This is a genomic window from Acidisoma sp. 7E03, assembly GCF_054665075.1.
The window spans coordinates 147,020-164,804 of the sequence record NZ_BAAFHE010000002.1 but is presented as its reverse complement, the minus strand read 5'-3'; the positions used below and the strand labels follow the sequence as shown (position 1 = coordinate 164,804).

Genomic DNA, 17,785 nt, shown 5'->3' with positions numbered 1-17,785 from the left:
ATCATGGACATGACCGTCTCCTACCGCGCGACGATGTTCGACGGCGAAGCCGACGTCTCCTGGCTGCGCCCGGGTTGGCGCGCCCTCCGGCTCTATGCCCAGAAGGCGAAGCTCGCGATCGACACAGGCGACACAGCCCAGAAAGCCGAGATGATCAGCCGCGCGGATCAGCTTCTCAACATCATGAGTGGCATTTTGGAACTTGGGCCCGGGAGCACCCTCGGGCCTTCCTTGATGCGCATCTACAACGCGTTGCGTCTGGCGCTTCTGGATGCCAATATTTCGAACAGTTCTGATCCTCTGATCGATTTCGATCGTGCCCTCCGCACGCTGGATGAAGAGTTCCTCAGAATGTCGGAAGGAGCGACAGGGGGACAATGAGCCGTATCAATTCATACCCGACCAGCGGATCAGTTCCCGCTGCGTCAGAGGCGGCACCCCAGGTGACCAGGGCGCAATCCAAGGACGCCGCCCTGCCGAGTTACCAAAGCGCTGCCCCCGCCATCGGTGGCGAAGCGGCGACCATTACGGATGGCGCACGCGCGACGGCCCAATTGCTTGACCATGCCCGCGCGGCAGACGGTGTGGACCATGCCGCCGTGACCAGGCTGCGCACCGCGATCCACGCAGGTACCTACGATGTCTCCCCAGATGCCCTAGCCGCATCGATCTCCACTGCCCTCTCCGAGGTGAAACCGTGATCGCGGGGCTGGCCATGGATAACGGCAGCGACCTGCCGGCGCTTTCTCGCATCCTGGACGACACGCTTGCGGTGTTGGATGGTTTGGGACAGCGGGTCGAGCAGTTGGACGCAGCGCTGCTCGGCGGCCGGCCGCATGCGATCGCAGAGGCGACGACGCTTCTCGAGGCCGAACTCGGCGCATGCGCACCGCAACTCGGTCTTTTCCGGCAGGCGATGGCGGCCCCGCCGATCTCCAGGGTTTCTCTACGGCAGCAATTCGATCAGTCGGAGAATCCCGGCGTCGAACGACAAATTGAGCTGATCGCCCGGAGACTGCGGGAGCTTGCACGCCGCAGCGGCGCTGGCCTTCGCCGGGCCGAGCGACTGGGCGACGGGCTGACCGCGTCTCTCCAGGCGCTCCGGGCCATGGACGTCATCGATCGCGATCACCTTCTTGCAGAAGCCTGAAGACGACACGACGGGTTTCATGCGCATGGCCTCAGTCGGACGGCGGTCTCACCAATTCCAGTATCCGCAAGCCAAAGCGGCCACCACCGACCGAGACAACCTCGCCGGTCCCGAAGGGGCGGCCACCGACCAAGATGGCCAAGCTGTCATCGGGGCCTTCTTCAAGGATGATGAGCTCTCCGACGCGCAGATGTTCAAGAGCCCCCACCGTCATGCTCACTTGGCCGAGCCGGACGGTAAGATCCACGAGCACATGATCGAGCGGCGAGGACCCCGCCGGTTCCTGTTCGTCAAAGGCCGTCTGCATCTTCTGCAAGACGATCGGCGCCTTCGGCTTCTCCAGAGGACGTTGTGCTCGGGACAAAAAGACGTCGCTATTGGTAGCGGCGATCGGACGACAGCAGATTGCGCGGTCGGTCTGGCCATAATCCGTGGCGAGGACATCGATGCCCCCGGTGTGGCCGATGGCGTGGGGCATCAAGGTTACCGGCAGGATTTGGCCGACTCTCAAGCGCCGCGCGACGCCCAGCGGGATCTGCGTGCGGATGATGTCGAAGGAGAGGTCGAGATGGGTGGAACTGGTGAGACTGTCCATCGTCGCCGCCCAGTGACGATCGACGAGGCTCGGCCCGATGAGCCAGGTTTGCGCATTGGCACGTACCTCGAAGGGTTCGAAGGCCGAATAGGGCGCGATCGCCCGGATCGAACCAATCCCCAATGACGTCTCGAAAATCCCCGTGGTCGAAATCATCCAGTCGAGCTTGTCAGCGATCGCCAGCATGCTCACTGCCGTTTCGTATTGGACGATCTTCCAATCCAAGGGCGTGAAGCTGCTCAACACCTCAGTGAACCCCTCAAGGGTCAACTCAATCATCTGCTTGCCGATGCGCGTTTCCATGGCGGACAGATCGTTGCGGCTGGAGAAATCCGAACTCTTGGCGCCGAACATGGCGTCGACCACAGTGCCGATCAGATCGCCTTCGACGGCGATGATGATGCGGCCGTGAAGCGGCGCCAGGTCTGCGATCCCTGCGAGCATGACGTCGGGCAAGGCGGACAGTGCAGAATCGTGACTAATGACGCCATTGACGCAACTCAACAGCGATACCGGACACCGCATGCGCTGAGAGAGGGAAAACGCAATCTTGCGCATGATCGGGTCCGACAACCCTTCCATGAGCGTGGAGCGCAGCTGGGGCGTGAGCGATGAGGCCAGGAGATCCAGTGTCTCGATGGCAGGCGAATCATCCAGAAGCACCATACCCGACGATATTCCTCCGGAAGGTCGAAACGGTACGCATAGGGCCCCACCGGGATCACCCAGGATATTTTAACGATCTGTAAACGCTCATGCTGTTCAAGGTGATCATCTTGGGCCGCGGGACGGAATCGGGTTGCACGGATGGGTTATGATTTTTATAGTACAGACCGATATTTACTCACCAGTTAATGCATCCTTGGCGGTTTTATTTATGTTTTCTTAACGCACCCAGGCGAAAACTTCGCGATTAGGATGCACGTTTTGGTTCAGGAATGGTCAGCTTATCTCAATGCATCTTTCTGTAAACATCATGCCATCAGCATTTGCCGCGCTGAAGGTCCGTAACAGCGGGGAAGAGGCCTCACCCAGATGGCGTTGATTCTTATTCTCGACGACTCGCCCGCCATGGTGATGAATCTGGCGCAAATCCTGTCGAAGGCGGGCCACGAGGTCACCACAGCCGGGAATGGTAAGGAAGGCATCACCGAACTCACCAATGGGTTGAAGCCGGCGGTCATCCTCACCGATCTCAACATGCCGGAGATGGACGGAATCGAGTTCATCAAGGAGGCCCGCAAAGCGGCAGCGACCAAGTTCACGCCGATCATCGTTCTCAGTGGCGAAGCGGACGGACGCAAGCGGGATGAGGCACGCGCCGCCGGGGCCTCGGGATGGCTCACCAAGCCACCGCAGCCCAACCAGCTCGTCTACGTGGTGAAACAGCTCATTCCTAACAAATAGCGACTGGCCACCCGCAGCCCTCAAAACAGGATCTTCGCGAGGAGATCCTGTTTTTTGTTATACCTGCAATCTCTGCCGAAAGATTCGCGCCGTCCCGCAAAGGTACTGATGCATCAGGGAAAATTAGGGATTGCTCCCTATAAGGAGGACAACGACCATGCCTTGATGGCGCGGTTTGGGAGACCGGTCAATCCATGACCGCGTCCGCAAACGCAATCAAGGTCTCAGGTCGAAAGCCTCAACGACCGCAGTCGGTTAGCGGCGAAACGACCAATGTGATCAACGCCTACAGATCCAACTGACGACAACGCGACTGACTAGACGGACGACGCCCACGATCACCGCGACCCGAGGATGGCGAGCACCACGGCCATTGTGCCTCGCTCTCTACCATCCGTTCACCAGCAGCATGGGAGAGCCCCATAGAAACCCTGTCACTCCCCACCGTCCTCGACCTGAAAGCGGCGTCGCAGCTGCAGCAGGAGTTTCTCGCGAAACGTGGCGGTGCGCTCCAGGTCGACGGCAGCAAGGTCGAGCGCATCGGTGGTCTCTGCCTGCAGGTCATCCTCGCGGCGCATGCGGCCTGGCTGGCAGATGGTCAAGACCTCGTTTTGGCCCCTCTGTCGGCGGAACTTCAGGCCGGTCTCGTCTTGCTGGGGGTCAGCCCCGACATGCTCACTCAGGCAAAAGGATAGGAGCAATGGCGCTGACCGTGCTCACCGTGGATGATTCGCGCACCATGCGCGACATGCTCAAACATTCTCTCGTCGCTGCCGGCTTCCGCGTTCTGCAGGCCGAAGACGGGATGGATGGACTCGAAGTCCTCAAAACCGAGAAGCCCGATGTCGTGGTGACGGACATCAACATGCCGCGGCTCGATGGCTTTGGTTTCATCGAGGCCGTGCGCCAGGATGCGGATCGCCGCACACTGCCGGTTCTGGTACTCACGACCGAGGCTGACCCCGAAAAGAAGAGCCGCGCGAAGGCGGCGGGCGCCACAGGCTGGATCGTCAAGCCCTTCGATCCGGCCAAGCTCGTCGACGCCATCCGCCGCGTCGCGGCCTGAGGAGCAATCATGGCAGCGGACCCGATGGCTGAAATCCGCGAGGTGTTCTTCCAGGAATGTGAAGAACAGCTCGGCGAACTGGAGGCAGGTCTCCTCCGCATGGACAGCGGCAGCAAGGATGCCGAGACCGTCAATGCGGTCTTCCGGGCCGTGCATTCCATCAAGGGCGGGGCTGGGATCTTCGCGCTCGACGCCCTGGTCCGCTTCGCCCATGTCTTCGAGACGACGCTGGATGCAATTCGTGCCGGGCGCATGGCAGCGGATCCGCAGGTCATGTCGCTCCTGCTGCGGGCCGCCGACGCGCTGATGGATCTGGTGCGAGCGGCGCGCCAGGGCGAACCGATATCGGACGGACAGACCCAGGACCTCGTCGCGGAGTTCAATGCGCTCGCGGCAGGCGGCTCTGCACCCGCTGAAGCCAAACCGGCTGCCGCGGCGCCGGCACCGCCCGCTCCACCGCCTCCGCCCGCCGGGCCACCACGGCGCAGCTGGGTCATTCGCTTCACGCCGCGTGCCGCGCTTTACGCCAAGGCGAACGAGACCGCGCTTCTGCTACGCGAACTCGCGCTTCTCGGTGATGTCGAGACAGAGGTCGATTCCTCGGCCTTGCCGGACCTCGCCGATCTCGATCCGGAAGCCGCCTATCTGAGCTGGAACATCGTCCTGACCACCGACAAGGACAGTGCCGCGATCCGGGCCGTCTTCGATTTCGTCGAAGACGACTGCGACCTGGAGATTTTTGAGCGGCCGGATTTCAGCTTTTTCGACGGCGACGCGGCGCCGGCGGAAACCGCCCCTTCCGCGGAGACGCATGCCCCGCCGGTCGCGACCAGCGCGGGAGACAGCGAGACGCCGGCCCCTCCGGCACCGCCGAATCCCGTCGAGACCATGGCGGCTCAGGCGGAGAGCGCCTCGACCGTCAGCCAGACCATCCGGGTCGACCTCGACCGCGTGGACCGCATGATCGACCTCGTCGGCGAACTCGTCATCACCGAGGCGATGCTCAGCCAACGTGTCCTGGAGGCCGGCCTTGCCCGCACCTCGGCCGTCGCCATGGCGCTTGAGGAGTTGGAGGCGCTGACGCGCGAAATCCAAGACAGCGTGATGGCGATCCGCGCCCAGCCGGTCCGCGCCGTCTTCCAACGCATGCCGCGATTGGTGCGCGAATTGGCGGCTCATACGGGCAAGCAGGTGCGCCTTGTGACCGAGGGCGAAAGCACCGAGGTCGACAAGACGGTCATCGAGCGCATTGCCGATCCGCTGACCCACATGATCCGGAATGCGATCGACCACGGGCTGGAATCGACGGAGAAGCGACTGGCTGCCGGCAAGCCTGCGGAAGGGTTGGTACGGCTCACCGCCCTGCACCGGTCTGGCCGCATCGTCATCGAAGTCTCGGATGATGGCGCCGGGATCAACCGCGCGCGCGTCAAGCAGAAGGCGATCGAGAACGGCTTGATCAGCCCCGACGCGCAGCTGACGGAGGACGAGATCGACAATCTCATCTTCCTGCCGGGCTTCTCGACCGCGAGCCAGATCTCTGACATCTCGGGTCGTGGCGTCGGGATGGACGTGGTGCGCCGCTCGGTGCAAGCGATGGGGGGTCGCATCTCCATCACCTCGCGTCCCGGCCTCGGCTCCACCTTCACGCTCAGCTTGCCCCTGACGCTCGCCGTGCTGGACGGCATGGTGGTCAAGACCTCGGACCAGACGCTGATCGTCCCGCTGGCCGCGGTGCTCGAGACCTTGCGACCCAGCATGAGCGACATCTACCCGCTGGACAATCGCACCTCGGTCCTCGCCCTGCGCGGCGGCTACGTGCCGATGGTCGATGTCGCCGAGGTTCTGGAATTCGGCAATCACACGACGCCACCCGATCAATGTGTCGCCCTGCTGGTGGAGAGTGAAGGCGGCAATCGCGCGATCCTGCTCGTCGATGAAATCCAGGGGCAGCGCCAAGTCGTCATCAAGAGCATCGAGGCGAATTACCGCGCGGTCTACGGCATCGCGGCCGCCACCGTCATGGGAGACGGTCACGTCGCCCTCATTCTCGACGTCGATACCATCGTCTCCGCCACGCGCGAAGCCGGACGTACGGATTTCACCCGGTCCATGTCACAGGTGTTTTAATGAGCCCCGCTCCGGATCTCGACAAGATTGACTCGCGGATTCACGAACTCATCGCGTTCCGTGTGGGGAAACAGGAATTCAGCATCAACGTGACGTCGGTGCGGGAAATTCGCGGCTGGACCTCTGCTACCATTCTGCCCAAGGCACCACGTTATATCCGTGGCGTCATCAACCTGCGCGGCGCGGTTCTACCTATCGTGGATTTTGCCGTTCGCCTCGGCTTGCCGACGGCAGAACCCACGGACCGCAACGTCATCATCGTCGTGCAGATCGAGCAGAAACAGATTGGCCTGCTGGTCGATGCCGTCTCGGACATCATCACCTTGAACCACAAGAACATCCAGCCGACGCCGGACGTTTCTTCCGACGCCGTCGCGACCTTCCTTCGCGGCCTCGTGCCGGTGGACGGGCGCATGATCAGCCTCGTCTCCCTGGACAATGTTCTGCCGCCTGAAAATGCCGTGGCTGCATGATGAGTAGCAAGGAGCGTATCGTCGCCGACGGCGAGTTCCATTTCAGCGCGACGGACTTCAAGACCATCGCGGACATTCTCCTGTCCGAGGTCGGCATCTCCCTGACGGAGAACAAGGTCAATCTCGTCTATTCCCGCCTCGCCAAACGACTGCGGGCGCTCCGGCTCACGACCTTTCGTGACTACTGCGATTTGATCATGAGTCCGGATGGCGCGAAGGAACGCGGCGAGATGATCGCCGCCCTGACCACGAACGTGACCCGCTTTTTTCGCGAGCCGCATCACTTCGAGCATCTCAAGACCCAGATTTTGCCGGATACCCTGCCGATCGCCAAAAAGGGCGGACGTGTGCGGCTATGGTCGGCAGCGTGTTCCAGTGGCCAGGAACCCTATTCCATGGCCATGACGGTGCTGTCTCTCATGCCCGATGCCGCGCGCTATGACATCAAGATTCTGGCGACGGATATCGACCCGAACATGATCGCCTTTGGTCAGGCGGGCATCTACCAGGCCTCTGCACTCGATTCCATTCCCGCGGCCTTGCGCACGCGCTGGTTCGTCAATCTCGGATCAGGCGAGATGCAGGCGGGTGAGGAGCTGCGCGCTCTCGTCTCCTTCCGCAAGCTCAATCTCATCGGCAGCTGGCCCATGCAAGGGCGCTTCCATGCCATCTTCTGCCGCAACGTCGTCATTTACTTCAACCAAGAGACGCAGTCCCGCATCTGGGAGCGGATCACCCCTCTCATGGAAGCGAATGCTGCCCTCTACATCGGCCATTCCGAGCGAGTGACGGGCCCCGCTGAACGGCTTCTTAAGAGTGACGGGATCACAACCTATCGTCTCATCACTCGCTCAGCAGGTGCGACATGACCGTACGCGTCCTCATCGTCGATGATTCCCCCACGATGCGCGGGGTCATCGCGGCGCGTCTGCGCTCGGACCCAGAAATCGAGGTGGTGGGCCAGGCAGCCGATCCCCATGAAGCGCGCCAGGCCATCAAGCAGCTGAACCCGGACGTCGTCACGCTCGACATCGAGATGCCGAACATGGACGGCATCGCCTTCCTCGAAAAGATCATGCGACTGCGGCCGACTCCCGTGATCATGATTTCGACGCTGACGCAGCGGGGGGCCGATATCAGCCTGAAGGCGCTCGAAATCGGCGCCTTCGATTGCATCCCGAAGCCGAGCGGGGGGCAGTCGGAGGATTTCGACCAACTGCCGGAGAAGGTGAAGGCGGCGGCAGGGTCTCGCCGGCGCATGCGGGGTCTGGTGCAGAGGACGCAGGCCGAACCCGGCCAGTTCATGCCAGACGACCGGATCGTCGCCATCGGCGCGTCCACCGGCGGGGTTGAAGCTTTGATCACCGTCCTCTCGGATTTCCCGGAGAACTGCCCGCCGACGATCATCACCCAGCACATGCCGCCGACCTTCACGCGCAGCTTCGCGGCCCGGCTGAACAATATCTGTCCTGCGACGGTGACAGAAGCGAGTGACGGCGCGCCGCTGCTGCCGGGGCGGATCTACCTCGCTCCCGGCGATACGCATCTCGAATTGGGCGCCAAAACACCACTACGTTGCCGACTCAGCGACGCGCCCAAGGTCAATGGCCATCGCCCTTCGGTCGATGTGATGTTCGCGTCCGTGCTGCGCACGGTTCGGAGCCGCGCCATCGGCGTCATTCTCACGGGCATGGGCCGGGACGGCGCGGACGGCCTTCTGGCGCTACGCCAAGCCGGCTGCGAGACCATCGGTCAGGACGAAATGACCTGCGTCGTCTACGGCATGCCGAGGGTCGCTTACGAAATCGGCGCGGTCGGCAAGCAGCTTCCGCTGGAACAGATTGGCAGCCGGATCATCCGCCTGTCCAATGCTCACCAGATGGCGGCACGACGCGCATGAGCAAAGGCTTTCCCACCGCTGATGGCCTCGTCCGCATCCATGTCGTGCAGGGTGAGCAGCACGTGGATAACAATCCCAATGCGGTGCTGACGACCATCCTCGGCTCCTGCATCGCCGCCTGCATCTGGGATCCGGTCACCGGCTATGGCGGCATGAACCACTTCCTGCTGCCAGGTGAGGAAGGACAGACGCTGGAGCCGCGCGCCAGCAGTCCCTCAGCCCGCTACGGCGTCTACGCCATGGAACTGCTCGTCAACGCCCTGCTACGGCGCGGCGTGCGGCGCGACTCGCTGCAGGCGAAGCTCTTCGGCGGGGCGCGCATGATCCGCGGCCTCACCGATGTCGGCAATCTGAACGCGACCTTCGCCGAGAAATTCCTCCAGGCCGAAGGCATACCAGTCGTGGGCGGCAGTTTGCGCGGCAACCAAGGGCGACGCGTCCAGTTCTGGCCCACCAGCGGCCGCGCCCGGCAGGTTCTGTTGAAGGGGGAGGACGAGGCTTTGTTCCAGACCGAGTATCAGACCTCGGTCTCCAAGCAACCGGTCCAGACCGGCGCGATCGAACTCTTCTAGCGAAAGCCGCCTCATGCAAGATTCGACTCAGCTCGTTGCGATTCTGGAGGCGATTGCCGAAGAGGTTGGAGAGCTCGGCGCGACGATTGATCGTCTGCAGACGATGCTGAGTCCGGCTCTCTTCGAAATCGCCACCAACGCAGATTACGTGCGCAACGTGCAAACGCTGGATCTCACCTCGCAGCGTCTGAGCGCGATCTCAACCTTCCTCTTCTCGCTCAACATGGCCGTGCCCACGGATTGCCGGGTTAACTCTTCCGATGCCTTGGGCGAGGTAAAGCTCGCGGCACTCGCGCACCGGCTCGCTGGAGAGGAGACCGATCCGGACGAGCAGGTCTCGGGCGAGCTCGATCTTTTCTGACACCGGCATTTTCTTTCGATCGGAGTGACAGGATGTCCGCCATCTCCCAGCCAAGCCCCGCCAGCATCGGTCCTGCCGGAGACACGGGCAACCAGCTTCTGTCCGTGCGCGTCGGGGACCAGGAATTCGCCATGACCATCATGGCGATTCGCGAGATTCGCGGATGGATCAATTCGACGCCCCTGCCGCATGCGCCCTCCTACATCAAGGGCATGATCAATCTGCGCGGCACGGTTCTCGCCATCATCGACCTCGCCCTGCGCCTCGGCCTTCCCAGTCGAGAACCGACGCCTGCGTCCGTCGTCGTTGTCATCGAGATGGGTGACAAGGCCGTAGGCCTGCTGGTGGACGCAGTGTCGGACATCATCACCGTCACGGATCAGATGCGACAGATCACGCCGGATACGGGAGACGCGGTGTCCCGTGCCTATGTGGAAAGCCTGATCATGATAAACGAAAGGATCATCGGCATCCTCTCCCTCTCTGCAGTCATTCCGCAGGAGCAGGTTGCGGCTCTCGATCTCGAACACGCCTGAGGTCCCCGGCGCGCGATTGGCGCTTCAGGCGGCGAGGCTCGCCAGCCAGTCGGCCGCCCGATGATCGGCGCCCGATGGCAGCGCCGCTGCCGGATCGCGCAGCCAGTGCACGACGTCCCGTGTGACGATCCCGCCGGCACGATCCCGGTGCAGGAGATGGTAGCCATCAGGATAGAAGGCGAAGACACGCTCACCCGGCTTCGCCAGTCTCTCCCGCCGCCAGCATGCCGCCATCGCGCGGGGCGGTACCAGCTGATCTTTGCCACCATAGAGGAAGAGCGTCGGTGCACGGCGCCCGCCTGCCGTCTCCAAGGCGCTGTCCATGAGATCCGCGAGCCCTTTGAGCGAGCGGATGCTGGCCGAGGGCCGTCCGAGGCTCGGATGCTGCATGCGCCGCAAAGCGGCCAGATTGTCCGTCGGCTTGATGCCCAACCGGTCCGCCCGCAAGCGGAGCCAGGGCACCGTCTTATGCGCCCACCACAGGGACAGGCGATGCGCCGTCGCCATCTCTCGCCGTCCCCAGACCGCGGGCGCGCTCAGCACAAAACCCGCGACACCCAGTTGCCGCCGTCGCGCCGCGAGCACCATGAGGATCGCGGCCCCCATGCTCTCTCCCGCCAGAAACAGCCGTGCCCCGGGGAAGCGGGTGCGGATGTCCGCGACCATGGCCTCGGCATCGGCCACCAGACGATCGGTGCCATGCCATTGGCCACGGCCGGTGGCCGCGCCGAAACCGCGCTGATCCGGCGCGATCAGCGCGATCCCGGCGGATTGAAAGTGCACGGCCGGGGGCGCCCAGCCATCAGCGCTATCGTTGATGCCATGCAGGGCGAGAACCACCGTATGCGCCGGCCCTTCAGGCAGCCACTCGCGATAGGGCAGCACGGCGCCATCCGACATGACGAAGGCGCCGCTGATTTCGCGCGGCCGAAAGGCCTGCCGCCGGCCCATCCCAAAGCGGAGACGGGGCCAGGAAACGGCAGCCGAGGCGGCGTGTTCCGGAGAGTTATCCTGAGGCTTCATCGCCCTCCCTGGCTATCACTCCAGGGATAGGAATCAAATGAAATTGCCATCAGATTGTCACATGGGGCCCATGCCGACCTCAGCCCGCCGATCGCTCAGCTTGGTGGCGAGAGGTAAAGGTGCTTCCCCTGCGCCTCGAACTCGCGGCTCTTCTCGGCAAGCCCGGCCAGGCGCACCGCGTCTTCCCGCAAATCCTGGCTGATCCGCATAGAGCAGAATTTCGGCCCGCACATGGAGCAAAAATGCGCGGTCTTGTGGGCCTCCTTCGGCAAGGTTTCGTCATGGAAGGCCTGCGCCGTCTCTGGATCCAGCGAGAGGTTGAACTGGTCCTGCCAACGGAAGGCGAAGCGCGCGCGGCTGACCGCATCGTCGCGCAGACGCGCGGCTGGGTGGCCCTTGGCGAGATCAGCGGCATGCGCCGCAATCCGATAGGTGACGACGCCGGTCTTCACGTCATCCCGGTCAGGCAGGCCGAGATGTTCCTTCGGCGTCACGTAACAGAGCATGGCGGTGCCGAACCAGCCGATCATCGCGGCTCCGATCGCCGAGGTGATGTGGTCGTAGCCCGCACCAATATCGGTCGTCAGCGGCCCGAGCGTGTAGAAGGGCGCCTCTGCGCAATCCTCCAGCTGCTTTGTCATGTTTTCGCGGATCTTGTGCATCGGCACATGGCCGGGCCCCTCCACCATCACCTGGCAGCCATGAGACCAGGCAATCCGGGTCAGTTCGCCGAGCGTCTCCAACTCGGCGAACTGCGCCGCGTCATTGGCGTCGGCGATGGAGCCTGGGCGCAGTCCATCGCCGAGCGAGAAGGACACGTCGTAGCGCCGCATGATCTCGCAGATCTCGGCGAAATGCTCGTAGAGGAAACTCTCCCGGTGATGCGCCAGGCACCAGCGCGCCATGATCGAACCGCCGCGCGAGACGATGCCGGTCACGCGTTCCGCGGTCATCGGCACGTGATGCAGCCGCAGCCCGGCATGAATGGTGAAATAGTCCACCCCCTGCTCGGCCTGCTCGATCAGCGTATCCCGAAACACCGGCCAATCCAGCTTTTCAGGCGCGCCGCCCACCTTCTCCAGCGCCTGGTAGATCGGCACAGTGCCGATCGGCACGCTGGCATTGCGCAGAATCCAGCTGCGGATGTTGTGGATGTTGCGGCCGGTGGAGAGGTCCATCACCGTGTCCGCGCCCCAACGCGTTGCCCAAACAAGCTTCTCCACCTCCTCGGCGACGGAGGAGGTGACAGCGGAGTTGCCAATGTTCGCATTCACCTTCACCAGGAAGTTGCGCCCGATGATCATGGGCTCGAGTTCCGGGTGGTTGATGTTGGCGGGGATGATGGCCCGGCCGGCGGCGATCTCAGCGCGCACGAAGTCGGGGGTCACGAAGTCGGGGATGGTGGCGCCGAAGCTTTCGCCATCGGCCCTGCGCACCGCCGGCCCCTCTGCCGCCCGCGAACGGCCGAGATTTTCGCGATGCGCGACATAGCGCATCTCCTCGGTGATCACGCCGGCGCGGGCGAAGTCCAGCTGCGTCACCCGCTGCCCCATGCTCGCCTGCCGCACCACCTGCGAGGCGGGACAGGGGGCCGCAAGAAAGCGGCCCTCCGCAAAGCCATTATCCTCGGGTTGCACCTGACGCGGCGTGACCGCCGCAAAACCGCGTGCCTCGATCCAGCTCTCGCGGATGCGCGGCAGGCCCTGCGCGAGGTCGATCCTCACCTCGGGGTCGGTATAGGGGCCGGAGGTGTCATAGAGCGTGACTGGCGGCTCGGCAGCCTGCGGATCGAGCGCCACTGCACGGAAGGGCACCCGAATCTGGGGAAAACCTTCGGGTGCAGAATGGATCTTGCGGGAGCCGGAGATCGGTCCCGTCGTCACGGTTTGGGGTTGGGCGAGATCGTCTGGCATCGAAACACCTCCTCGCCGCGCGAGAAGATGGGCGGGAGATGACGGACAGGCGGCACAGGGCCATCCGCACTCCCGTACCAGTCCCTCCGCCGGCATGATCCGGATCAGGTTCCCCGGCGCAGCCACATGCCTTCGCACGCAGGCTTTGCCGGCAGGGTCACCGCGCTGCATCCCAACCGGATGGCCTAGCGGAATCTCAGCTCCTTGCCGGAGCCCCCCTTGGTAGGATCAAGGATGGCGAGGCCCGGGCGCCTCTGTCAACCGCCTTGCCGCATCACGAACCACGGCGGGGTCAAACGCCCTCGCCAGGCGTCTGGCACACGTCCACCCATTCGGCGTCGGTGAGTTCGGCCATGCGGCCGGGCGCGATACGCACCGCACTGTGGGTGGAGCCGGCAGCCGGCACCACCTCGTCGAAAGCTTGAAGAGAGATGTCGCAATAGACCGGCAGCGGCTCCGGCAGGCCGAAAGGACAGACTCCACCAACGGGATGCCCGGTGATACGCACGACCTCTTCGGCATCCAGCATCCGCGGCTTGCCGCCGAGCACCGCCTTGGCCTTGCGATTGTCGAGCCGCGCATCACCCCGTGCCACCACCAGCAGATAGCGGTCCCCAATCTTGAGGGAGAGAGTCTTGGCGATCTGCGCCGGCAAGACGCCATGCCCCTCAGCGGCCGCTGCGACCGTCGCCGTGCTGCTCTCCAACTCGATGATGGCGATGTCTGGTGCCTTCTCGGCAAAAAAGGCACGGACCGAGTCGAGGCTCATCGGCGTCTCCGTCTAACCACGGACACACTATTCCGCCCCTCCGTCTCCGGCGCAACGTTCCGGGTCCCGGCCATATTCATCTAGATGTCAAAAGTCTCTGGCGGCGTCTGGGCTAGAGAAGGCCGCCTGACCGAGCGGCCGGCAAGGCGCCTGCCGCCCAAACAAGGAACCCGTCCTGATGCGTACATTTCTCCGAGGCTCCGCCTCGAAGGCGCTGTTCGGCTTCGCGGCCCTGATCGCGACCAGCACCGGCGCGCTCGCCGCCGATGTCTGCCCCGCGGGCGGCATCAACTACGGTGTCATCCCGTTCGACGCCTCGGCCGCCTTTGTTCCGCTCTATCACAAGATTGCAGCCATCATCAGCGAGAAGATGGGATGCCCAGTCAATCTCAAGATCGGCACTAGCTACAACGCCACGATCGAGGCGATGCGTGCCGGCAAGATCGACATCGCGGAGTTCGGTCCGCTGAGCTACATTCTGGCCCAGAAGATGGCCGGTGCCGAAGTCGTCGCGACTTATGCGACGCCGGATGGCAAGCCCGACACCTATACGGCAAGCGTCGTGACCTGGCCCGGTTCCGGCATCACGACCCTGAAGGGCGTGGCCGGTCACAGCTTCGCCTATTCCGATCCGGCTTCGACCTCCGGCCATCTCTTCCCGGCCTACGCCCTGAAGTCGGTTGGGATCGACCCTGATCATGGGGTCAAGGCTGTCTATGCCGGCAGCCATACCGCGAGCTACGAGGCCCTGCTGCATCACAAGGTCGAAGCGGGTGAAATCAACAGCCAGGAAATTCTCTCCGCGCAACATGCCGGCATCTATAATCCATCGGATTTCGTCACTCTATGGACCAGCCAGCCGATTCCCGAAGATCCCGTCGTCGTTCGCGGCAATCTGCCGCCCGCTCTGAAGACCAAACTGACGGATGTTCTGCAGAATCTCGATCTCAGCAGCATCCCTGCCGCTGACCTCAAGGTCATCGGCCTCAAAGGTCACGGCTATGTCGCCATCAGCGACAAGGACTATGACGGTATCCGCAGCCTTGTTTCCGTGCTGCATCTTGACCTCAACAAGCTGGGGTCATGAGCAGAACGCTGATCGACGTCTCCTCCCTCGCCATGCGCTACCCTACGGGGCGCATGGCGTTGACGGAGGCGAGCCTCAGCCTTCAAGCGGGCGAACTCGTCGTCATTCTCGGCGCCAACGGCTGCGGCAAATCGACCTTGCTGCGCTGCATTGCCGGGATGCTCAAGCCCACTGCTGGGCGTATCAAGGTCGCCGGGGAGCCGATCACGGAGCTATCCGGACGTCCGCTCGCGGATGCCAGAATGGCGCTCGGCATGGTGTTTCAGCATGCCAATCTGGTGAAGCGCCGCAGCGTCATCGCCAATGTCATGTCGGGCACGCTAGGCCGCCACCGCACCCTCGCGACCGCGCTCGGCTTCCTGCCGCAGAGCGAGAGAGAATTCGCGTTGTCCTGCCTTGCAGAAGTTGGCCTTGAGGATTTCGCTGCCCAACGCGCCGGTACCCTCTCCGGCGGCCAGGCGCAGCGCGTCTCTGTCGCCCGCGCGCTCGCCCAGCGTCCGCTCGCCATTCTCGCGGACGAACCAGTCGCGAGCCTCGATCCCGAAGCCTCCGAAGAGTTGATGACGCTTCTGCGCCGCGTCGCCCACGAAGATGGGCTCGGCGTGCTCTGCGTCCTGCATCAGCCGGATCTCGCGCGCCGTTATGCGGACCGCATCCTCGGTCTCAAGGCCGGGCGCGTACAGTTCGACACGAAGCCTGCCGATGTGCTCGAGACGCAGGTTTCGGCCCTCTACACCAAAGCTCCGGAGCCCGCGAGCGCATGAACGGTTTCGCCATCAACCCAGCACAGCCGGTAAAGAAGAGCACGCCGCCGCGCCGCATGAACGCCCTCGGTTTCGTCGCGGCGCTATTTTGTGTCGGCCTGTTTCTGCAAGCGGCCGTCGTCGTGCATGCACGCCCGCAAGATCTGGTCACGGGTGCAGCCGGCATCGCAGACATCGTCAGCCGCTCGATGCCGCCCGATCTCTCCGCCCTGCCGGATGCCCTCTGGCCCGCGCTGGAGACGATCGACATGGGTCTCTTCGGCACTGCCGTTGCCCTCGTCTTCGCGCTTCCCATCGCCCTCTTCGCCGCACGCAACACGACGCCGGCAAAGCCGCTCTACTACGCGGCGCGTGGCCTCATCGCACTTGCCCGGGTCGTGCCGGATCTCGTCTGGGCGCTCATCTTCGTGGCGGCCGTCGGCCTCGGCCCCTTCCCCGGCGCGCTCGCCATCGTCATCCACAGCCTTGGCATGATGGGCCGGCTCTTCGCCGAAACGATCGAAGACATCGACATGGGCCCGGTGGACGCGCTGAGCATGACCGGCGCCTCACGTCTCGCGGTCTTCACCCACGGCGTCATTCCGACCGTCATTCCTTCGCTGCTCGGCATCACCCTCTACCGGCTGGACGAAAACATCCGCTCCTCGCTCATCCTCGGCTTCGTCGGCGCAGGCGGTATCGGCTTCCAGCTGCTGACGGCGATGAACCTCTTCCAATACCGCACCGTCTCGATGCTGCTGGTCCTCACCTTCGCCATCGTCGTCGGCGCCGAGCGGATTTCCGCCGCGCTGCGGCAACGGATCGCCTGACGCGCGGCCCTCAGTGGAGCCGCGCCGCGCCCTCTGCCGAGAGATAGACGATGCGGCCCCCAGCGATGGTCGCGACCACGCGGGGCGCGGGCTCTGCCGCGACGATGACGAGATCCGCGCGCAGACCGGGCGCAATCGTACCCCGATCCGCGAGCCCTGCGGCCTTCGCCGGGTTCTCCGAGATCAGCGGCCATGCCTTGGCGAGCCCATCGCGACCGCCAAAGGCAAAGCCCGCACGCAGCAAGGCGGGGTAGAAGTAATCGCTGGAGAGGATACGACACAGGCCGCTCTCCACCATCTGCCTGGCAGAGATCCAGCCCATATGGCTGCCGCCGCGCACCACGTTGGGGCTGCCCATCAGCACCCAGTCGCCAGCGTCCGTCGCAGCTCGCGCCGTCTCGGCATTCATGGGAAAATCCGAGATGCGCGCGCCCATGGCACGGAAAGCGGCCCGCTCCTCGAGCGTTGCGTCATCATGGCTCGCCAGTGCGATGCCGGCGGTGCGCGCGGCCGCCGAGATCCGTTCCAGGGCGGCAGGCACAGCCTCGGCCCGCGCGGCGATACGGTCCGCGAGCGCGCGGAAGGCCTCCACCGTCATGCCCGCGCGATCACTATATTTGGCGCAAGCCGCAGGGTCCTTTATCTTGCGCAGGATGCCGGGCGTGTGATCGTTGAACGCCAGAAGATGCACCTGACCGGCCGCGATCGTCGCGAGCGCCAGGTCCAGCGCCTCCAGGTTGTAGGCTTCCCACCGCAGATGCACCCGCATGTCGCAGGCGGTTCGTGGCTTATGCGCCTCCAACTGCATGAGCAGCGCCGTGAAGGCTTCGGCGCTGCGCAGCCCCGGCTCCCAGGACAGCGTCACGCCATGAAAGGCGGTGGTGATGCCATTGGCGACGAGCTGCGCCTCGGTCTCCGCGAGGGCGAGGTCCATCGGGAAAGCGACCCCCGGGCGCGGCTGCACCTGCCGCTCGAAGGCATCGCCATGGAGATCGACGATGCCCGGCAGCACCAGCAGCTCGCGCGCATCGAACCGTCGCGATGCGCCGCTCAGCCTATTGGCGATCACCCCGGCCTGAAGCCTGACCACTCCCTCTTCCAGGCCGGCTTGCGTGAGCCATTCCCCGCCGACGATCTCCAGAGCCATTGCCTGCCTCGCTTCTTCACATGCCTGCGTGGTGTCACGCGATTGCCGTTGACACTAACGCCACCAGGCGTAAAGTCTAGACG

Annotated in this window: 21 protein-coding genes; 16 read left to right on the top strand and 5 right to left on the bottom strand. The window is 63.8% G+C overall.

Annotated features, from left to right (window positions below):
- Positions 1-3 precede the first annotated feature (3 nt).
- From ACYQ6W_RS03625 to ACYQ6W_RS03615, 3 genes are read left to right on the top strand one after another with little or no spacing between them, the layout of a single operon-like run.
- Positions 4-381 (top strand): flagellar protein FliS, encoded by a 378-nt coding sequence (locus ACYQ6W_RS03625; RefSeq protein ID WP_459673629.1) that lies wholly within the window; start codon positions 4-6, stop codon positions 379-381.
- Complete coding sequence (locus tag ACYQ6W_RS03620; protein WP_459673628.1) at positions 378-701, top strand: flagellar biosynthesis anti-sigma factor FlgM; 324 nt, start codon at positions 378-380, stop codon at positions 699-701. Before ACYQ6W_RS03625 ends, ACYQ6W_RS03620 begins: the two co-directional genes overlap by 4 nt.
- Positions 698-1,150: a hypothetical protein gene (locus ACYQ6W_RS03615; RefSeq protein WP_459673627.1), complete on the top strand. Its 453-nt coding sequence runs from the start codon at positions 698-700 to the stop codon at positions 1,148-1,150. Before ACYQ6W_RS03620 ends, ACYQ6W_RS03615 begins: the two co-directional genes overlap by 4 nt.
- A 31-nt stretch (positions 1,151-1,181) precedes the next feature.
- Here ACYQ6W_RS03615 and ACYQ6W_RS03610 read toward each other — a convergent pair whose 3' ends face one another.
- Positions 1,182-2,411, bottom strand: a complete 1,230-nt coding sequence (locus ACYQ6W_RS03610; RefSeq protein ID WP_459673626.1) for a FliM/FliN family flagellar motor switch protein — start codon at positions 2,409-2,411, stop codon at positions 1,182-1,184.
- 369 nt (positions 2,412-2,780) lie between these two features.
- Here ACYQ6W_RS03610 and ACYQ6W_RS03605 point away from each other — a divergent pair, with 369 nt between their 5' ends.
- The 10 genes from ACYQ6W_RS03605 (at position 2,781) to ACYQ6W_RS03560 (ending at position 10,190) form a co-directional block, all read left to right on the top strand.
- A complete protein-coding gene (locus ACYQ6W_RS03605) occupies positions 2,781-3,152 on the top strand; it encodes a response regulator (protein ID WP_459673624.1) in 372 nt (123 codons plus the stop codon).
- Between the two features lie 392 nt (positions 3,153-3,544).
- Positions 3,545-3,847, top strand: a complete 303-nt coding sequence (locus ACYQ6W_RS03600) for an STAS domain-containing protein (protein WP_459674041.1) — start codon at positions 3,545-3,547, stop codon at positions 3,845-3,847.
- Between the two features lie 5 nt (positions 3,848-3,852).
- Entirely contained in the window at positions 3,853-4,218 is a 366-nt protein-coding gene (locus ACYQ6W_RS03595) for a response regulator (protein WP_459673623.1), read from the top strand.
- Positions 4,219-4,227: 9 nt separating this feature from the next.
- Entirely contained in the window at positions 4,228-6,348 is a 2,121-nt protein-coding gene (locus ACYQ6W_RS03590; protein ID WP_459673622.1) for a chemotaxis protein CheA, read from the top strand.
- The gene (locus ACYQ6W_RS03585) at positions 6,348-6,821 is read left to right on the top strand and encodes a chemotaxis protein CheW (protein WP_459673621.1); all 474 of its coding nucleotides are present in this window, start codon (positions 6,348-6,350) and stop codon (positions 6,819-6,821) included. The genes ACYQ6W_RS03590 and ACYQ6W_RS03585 overlap by 1 nt, the downstream gene beginning before the upstream one ends.
- Positions 6,818-7,690 (top strand): CheR family methyltransferase, encoded by an 873-nt coding sequence (locus ACYQ6W_RS03580; RefSeq protein ID WP_459673620.1) that lies wholly within the window; start codon positions 6,818-6,820, stop codon positions 7,688-7,690. Before ACYQ6W_RS03585 ends, ACYQ6W_RS03580 begins: the two co-directional genes overlap by 4 nt.
- Entirely contained in the window at positions 7,687-8,721 is a 1,035-nt protein-coding gene (locus tag ACYQ6W_RS03575; RefSeq protein WP_459673619.1) for a protein-glutamate methylesterase/protein-glutamine glutaminase, read from the top strand. Before ACYQ6W_RS03580 ends, ACYQ6W_RS03575 begins: the two co-directional genes overlap by 4 nt.
- Positions 8,718-9,293 (top strand): chemotaxis protein CheD, encoded by a 576-nt coding sequence (locus ACYQ6W_RS03570; protein WP_459673618.1) that lies wholly within the window; start codon positions 8,718-8,720, stop codon positions 9,291-9,293. The genes ACYQ6W_RS03575 and ACYQ6W_RS03570 overlap by 4 nt, the downstream gene beginning before the upstream one ends.
- A gap of 13 nt (positions 9,294-9,306) precedes the next feature.
- Positions 9,307-9,654 carry a hypothetical protein gene (locus ACYQ6W_RS03565; RefSeq protein ID WP_459673617.1) on the top strand — a complete coding sequence of 116 codons (348 nt, stop codon included), beginning with the start codon at positions 9,307-9,309 and terminating at the stop codon, positions 9,652-9,654.
- Between the two features lie 32 nt (positions 9,655-9,686).
- Positions 9,687-10,190 (top strand): chemotaxis protein CheW, encoded by a 504-nt coding sequence (locus ACYQ6W_RS03560; protein WP_459673616.1) that lies wholly within the window; start codon positions 9,687-9,689, stop codon positions 10,188-10,190.
- Between the two features lie 24 nt (positions 10,191-10,214).
- Here the strand turns inward: ACYQ6W_RS03560 and ACYQ6W_RS03555 are convergent, their stop codons facing one another.
- The 3 genes from ACYQ6W_RS03555 to ACYQ6W_RS03545 form a co-directional block, all read right to left on the bottom strand.
- Positions 10,215-11,213 (bottom strand): alpha/beta fold hydrolase, encoded by a 999-nt coding sequence (locus tag ACYQ6W_RS03555; RefSeq protein ID WP_459673615.1) that lies wholly within the window; start codon positions 11,211-11,213, stop codon positions 10,215-10,217.
- A gap of 95 nt (positions 11,214-11,308) precedes the next feature.
- Complete coding sequence (thiC, locus tag ACYQ6W_RS03550) at positions 11,309-13,126, bottom strand: phosphomethylpyrimidine synthase ThiC (RefSeq protein WP_459673614.1); 1,818 nt, start codon at positions 13,124-13,126, stop codon at positions 11,309-11,311.
- Between the two features lie 292 nt (positions 13,127-13,418).
- Positions 13,419-13,895 carry a YbaK/EbsC family protein gene (locus ACYQ6W_RS03545; RefSeq protein WP_459673613.1) on the bottom strand — a complete coding sequence of 159 codons (477 nt, stop codon included), beginning with the start codon at positions 13,893-13,895 and terminating at the stop codon, positions 13,419-13,421.
- 178 nt (positions 13,896-14,073) lie between these two features.
- On the opposite strand from ACYQ6W_RS03545, the gene ACYQ6W_RS03540 reads away from it, so the two are divergent.
- The 3 genes from ACYQ6W_RS03540 to phnE are packed head-to-tail and all read left to right on the top strand — an operon-like array spanning position 14,074 to position 16,555.
- Positions 14,074-14,982 carry a phosphate/phosphite/phosphonate ABC transporter substrate-binding protein gene (locus tag ACYQ6W_RS03540; protein ID WP_459673612.1) on the top strand — a complete coding sequence of 303 codons (909 nt, stop codon included), beginning with the start codon at positions 14,074-14,076 and terminating at the stop codon, positions 14,980-14,982.
- Positions 14,979-15,746, top strand: coding sequence for a phosphonate ABC transporter ATP-binding protein (phnC, locus tag ACYQ6W_RS03535; protein ID WP_459673611.1), 768 nt, complete (start codon positions 14,979-14,981; stop codon positions 15,744-15,746). Before ACYQ6W_RS03540 ends, phnC begins: the two co-directional genes overlap by 4 nt.
- Entirely contained in the window at positions 15,743-16,555 is an 813-nt protein-coding gene (phnE, locus tag ACYQ6W_RS03530; protein ID WP_459673610.1) for a phosphonate ABC transporter, permease protein PhnE, read from the top strand. The genes phnC and phnE overlap by 4 nt, the downstream gene beginning before the upstream one ends.
- 10 nt (positions 16,556-16,565) lie before the next feature.
- Here the strand turns inward: phnE and ACYQ6W_RS03525 are convergent, their stop codons facing one another.
- On the bottom strand, positions 16,566-17,702 hold the full coding sequence (locus ACYQ6W_RS03525; protein WP_459673609.1) for an alpha-D-ribose 1-methylphosphonate 5-triphosphate diphosphatase: 1,137 nt from the start codon (positions 17,700-17,702) through the stop codon (positions 16,566-16,568).
- Positions 17,703-17,785 lie beyond the last annotated feature (83 nt).

Bases quoted from the DNA above. Each gene is read 5' to 3' on its own strand.
- ACYQ6W_RS03625 (WP_459673629.1), top strand. From the start codon at position 4: ATGGACATGACCGTCTCCTACCGCGCGACGATGTTCGACGGCGAAGCC.
- ACYQ6W_RS03620 (WP_459673628.1), top strand. From the start codon at position 378: ATGAGCCGTATCAATTCATACCCGACCAGCGGATCAGTTCCCGCTGCG.
- ACYQ6W_RS03610 (WP_459673626.1), bottom strand. From the start codon at position 2,411: ATGGTGCTTCTGGATGATTCGCCTGCCATCGAGACACTGGATCTCCTG.
- ACYQ6W_RS03605 (WP_459673624.1), top strand. From the start codon at position 2,781: ATGGCGTTGATTCTTATTCTCGACGACTCGCCCGCCATGGTGATGAAT.
- ACYQ6W_RS03595 (WP_459673623.1), top strand. From the start codon at position 3,853: ATGGCGCTGACCGTGCTCACCGTGGATGATTCGCGCACCATGCGCGAC.
- ACYQ6W_RS03590 (WP_459673622.1), top strand. From the start codon at position 4,228: ATGGCAGCGGACCCGATGGCTGAAATCCGCGAGGTGTTCTTCCAGGAA.
- ACYQ6W_RS03585 (WP_459673621.1), top strand. From the start codon at position 6,348: ATGAGCCCCGCTCCGGATCTCGACAAGATTGACTCGCGGATTCACGAA.
- ACYQ6W_RS03580 (WP_459673620.1), top strand. From the start codon at position 6,818: ATGATGAGTAGCAAGGAGCGTATCGTCGCCGACGGCGAGTTCCATTTC.
- ACYQ6W_RS03575 (WP_459673619.1), top strand. From the start codon at position 7,687: ATGACCGTACGCGTCCTCATCGTCGATGATTCCCCCACGATGCGCGGG.
- ACYQ6W_RS03570 (WP_459673618.1), top strand. From the start codon at position 8,718: ATGAGCAAAGGCTTTCCCACCGCTGATGGCCTCGTCCGCATCCATGTC.
- ACYQ6W_RS03565 (WP_459673617.1), top strand. From the start codon at position 9,307: ATGCAAGATTCGACTCAGCTCGTTGCGATTCTGGAGGCGATTGCCGAA.
- ACYQ6W_RS03560 (WP_459673616.1), top strand. From the start codon at position 9,687: ATGTCCGCCATCTCCCAGCCAAGCCCCGCCAGCATCGGTCCTGCCGGA.
- ACYQ6W_RS03555 (WP_459673615.1), bottom strand. From the start codon at position 11,213: ATGAAGCCTCAGGATAACTCTCCGGAACACGCCGCCTCGGCTGCCGTT.
- thiC (WP_459673614.1), bottom strand. From the start codon at position 13,126: ATGCCAGACGATCTCGCCCAACCCCAAACCGTGACGACGGGACCGATC.
- ACYQ6W_RS03545 (WP_459673613.1), bottom strand. From the start codon at position 13,895: ATGAGCCTCGACTCGGTCCGTGCCTTTTTTGCCGAGAAGGCACCAGAC.
- ACYQ6W_RS03540 (WP_459673612.1), top strand. From the start codon at position 14,074: ATGCGTACATTTCTCCGAGGCTCCGCCTCGAAGGCGCTGTTCGGCTTC.
- phnC (WP_459673611.1), top strand. From the start codon at position 14,979: ATGAGCAGAACGCTGATCGACGTCTCCTCCCTCGCCATGCGCTACCCT.
- phnE (WP_459673610.1), top strand. From the start codon at position 15,743: ATGAACGGTTTCGCCATCAACCCAGCACAGCCGGTAAAGAAGAGCACG.
- ACYQ6W_RS03525 (WP_459673609.1), bottom strand. From the start codon at position 17,702: ATGGCTCTGGAGATCGTCGGCGGGGAATGGCTCACGCAAGCCGGCCTG.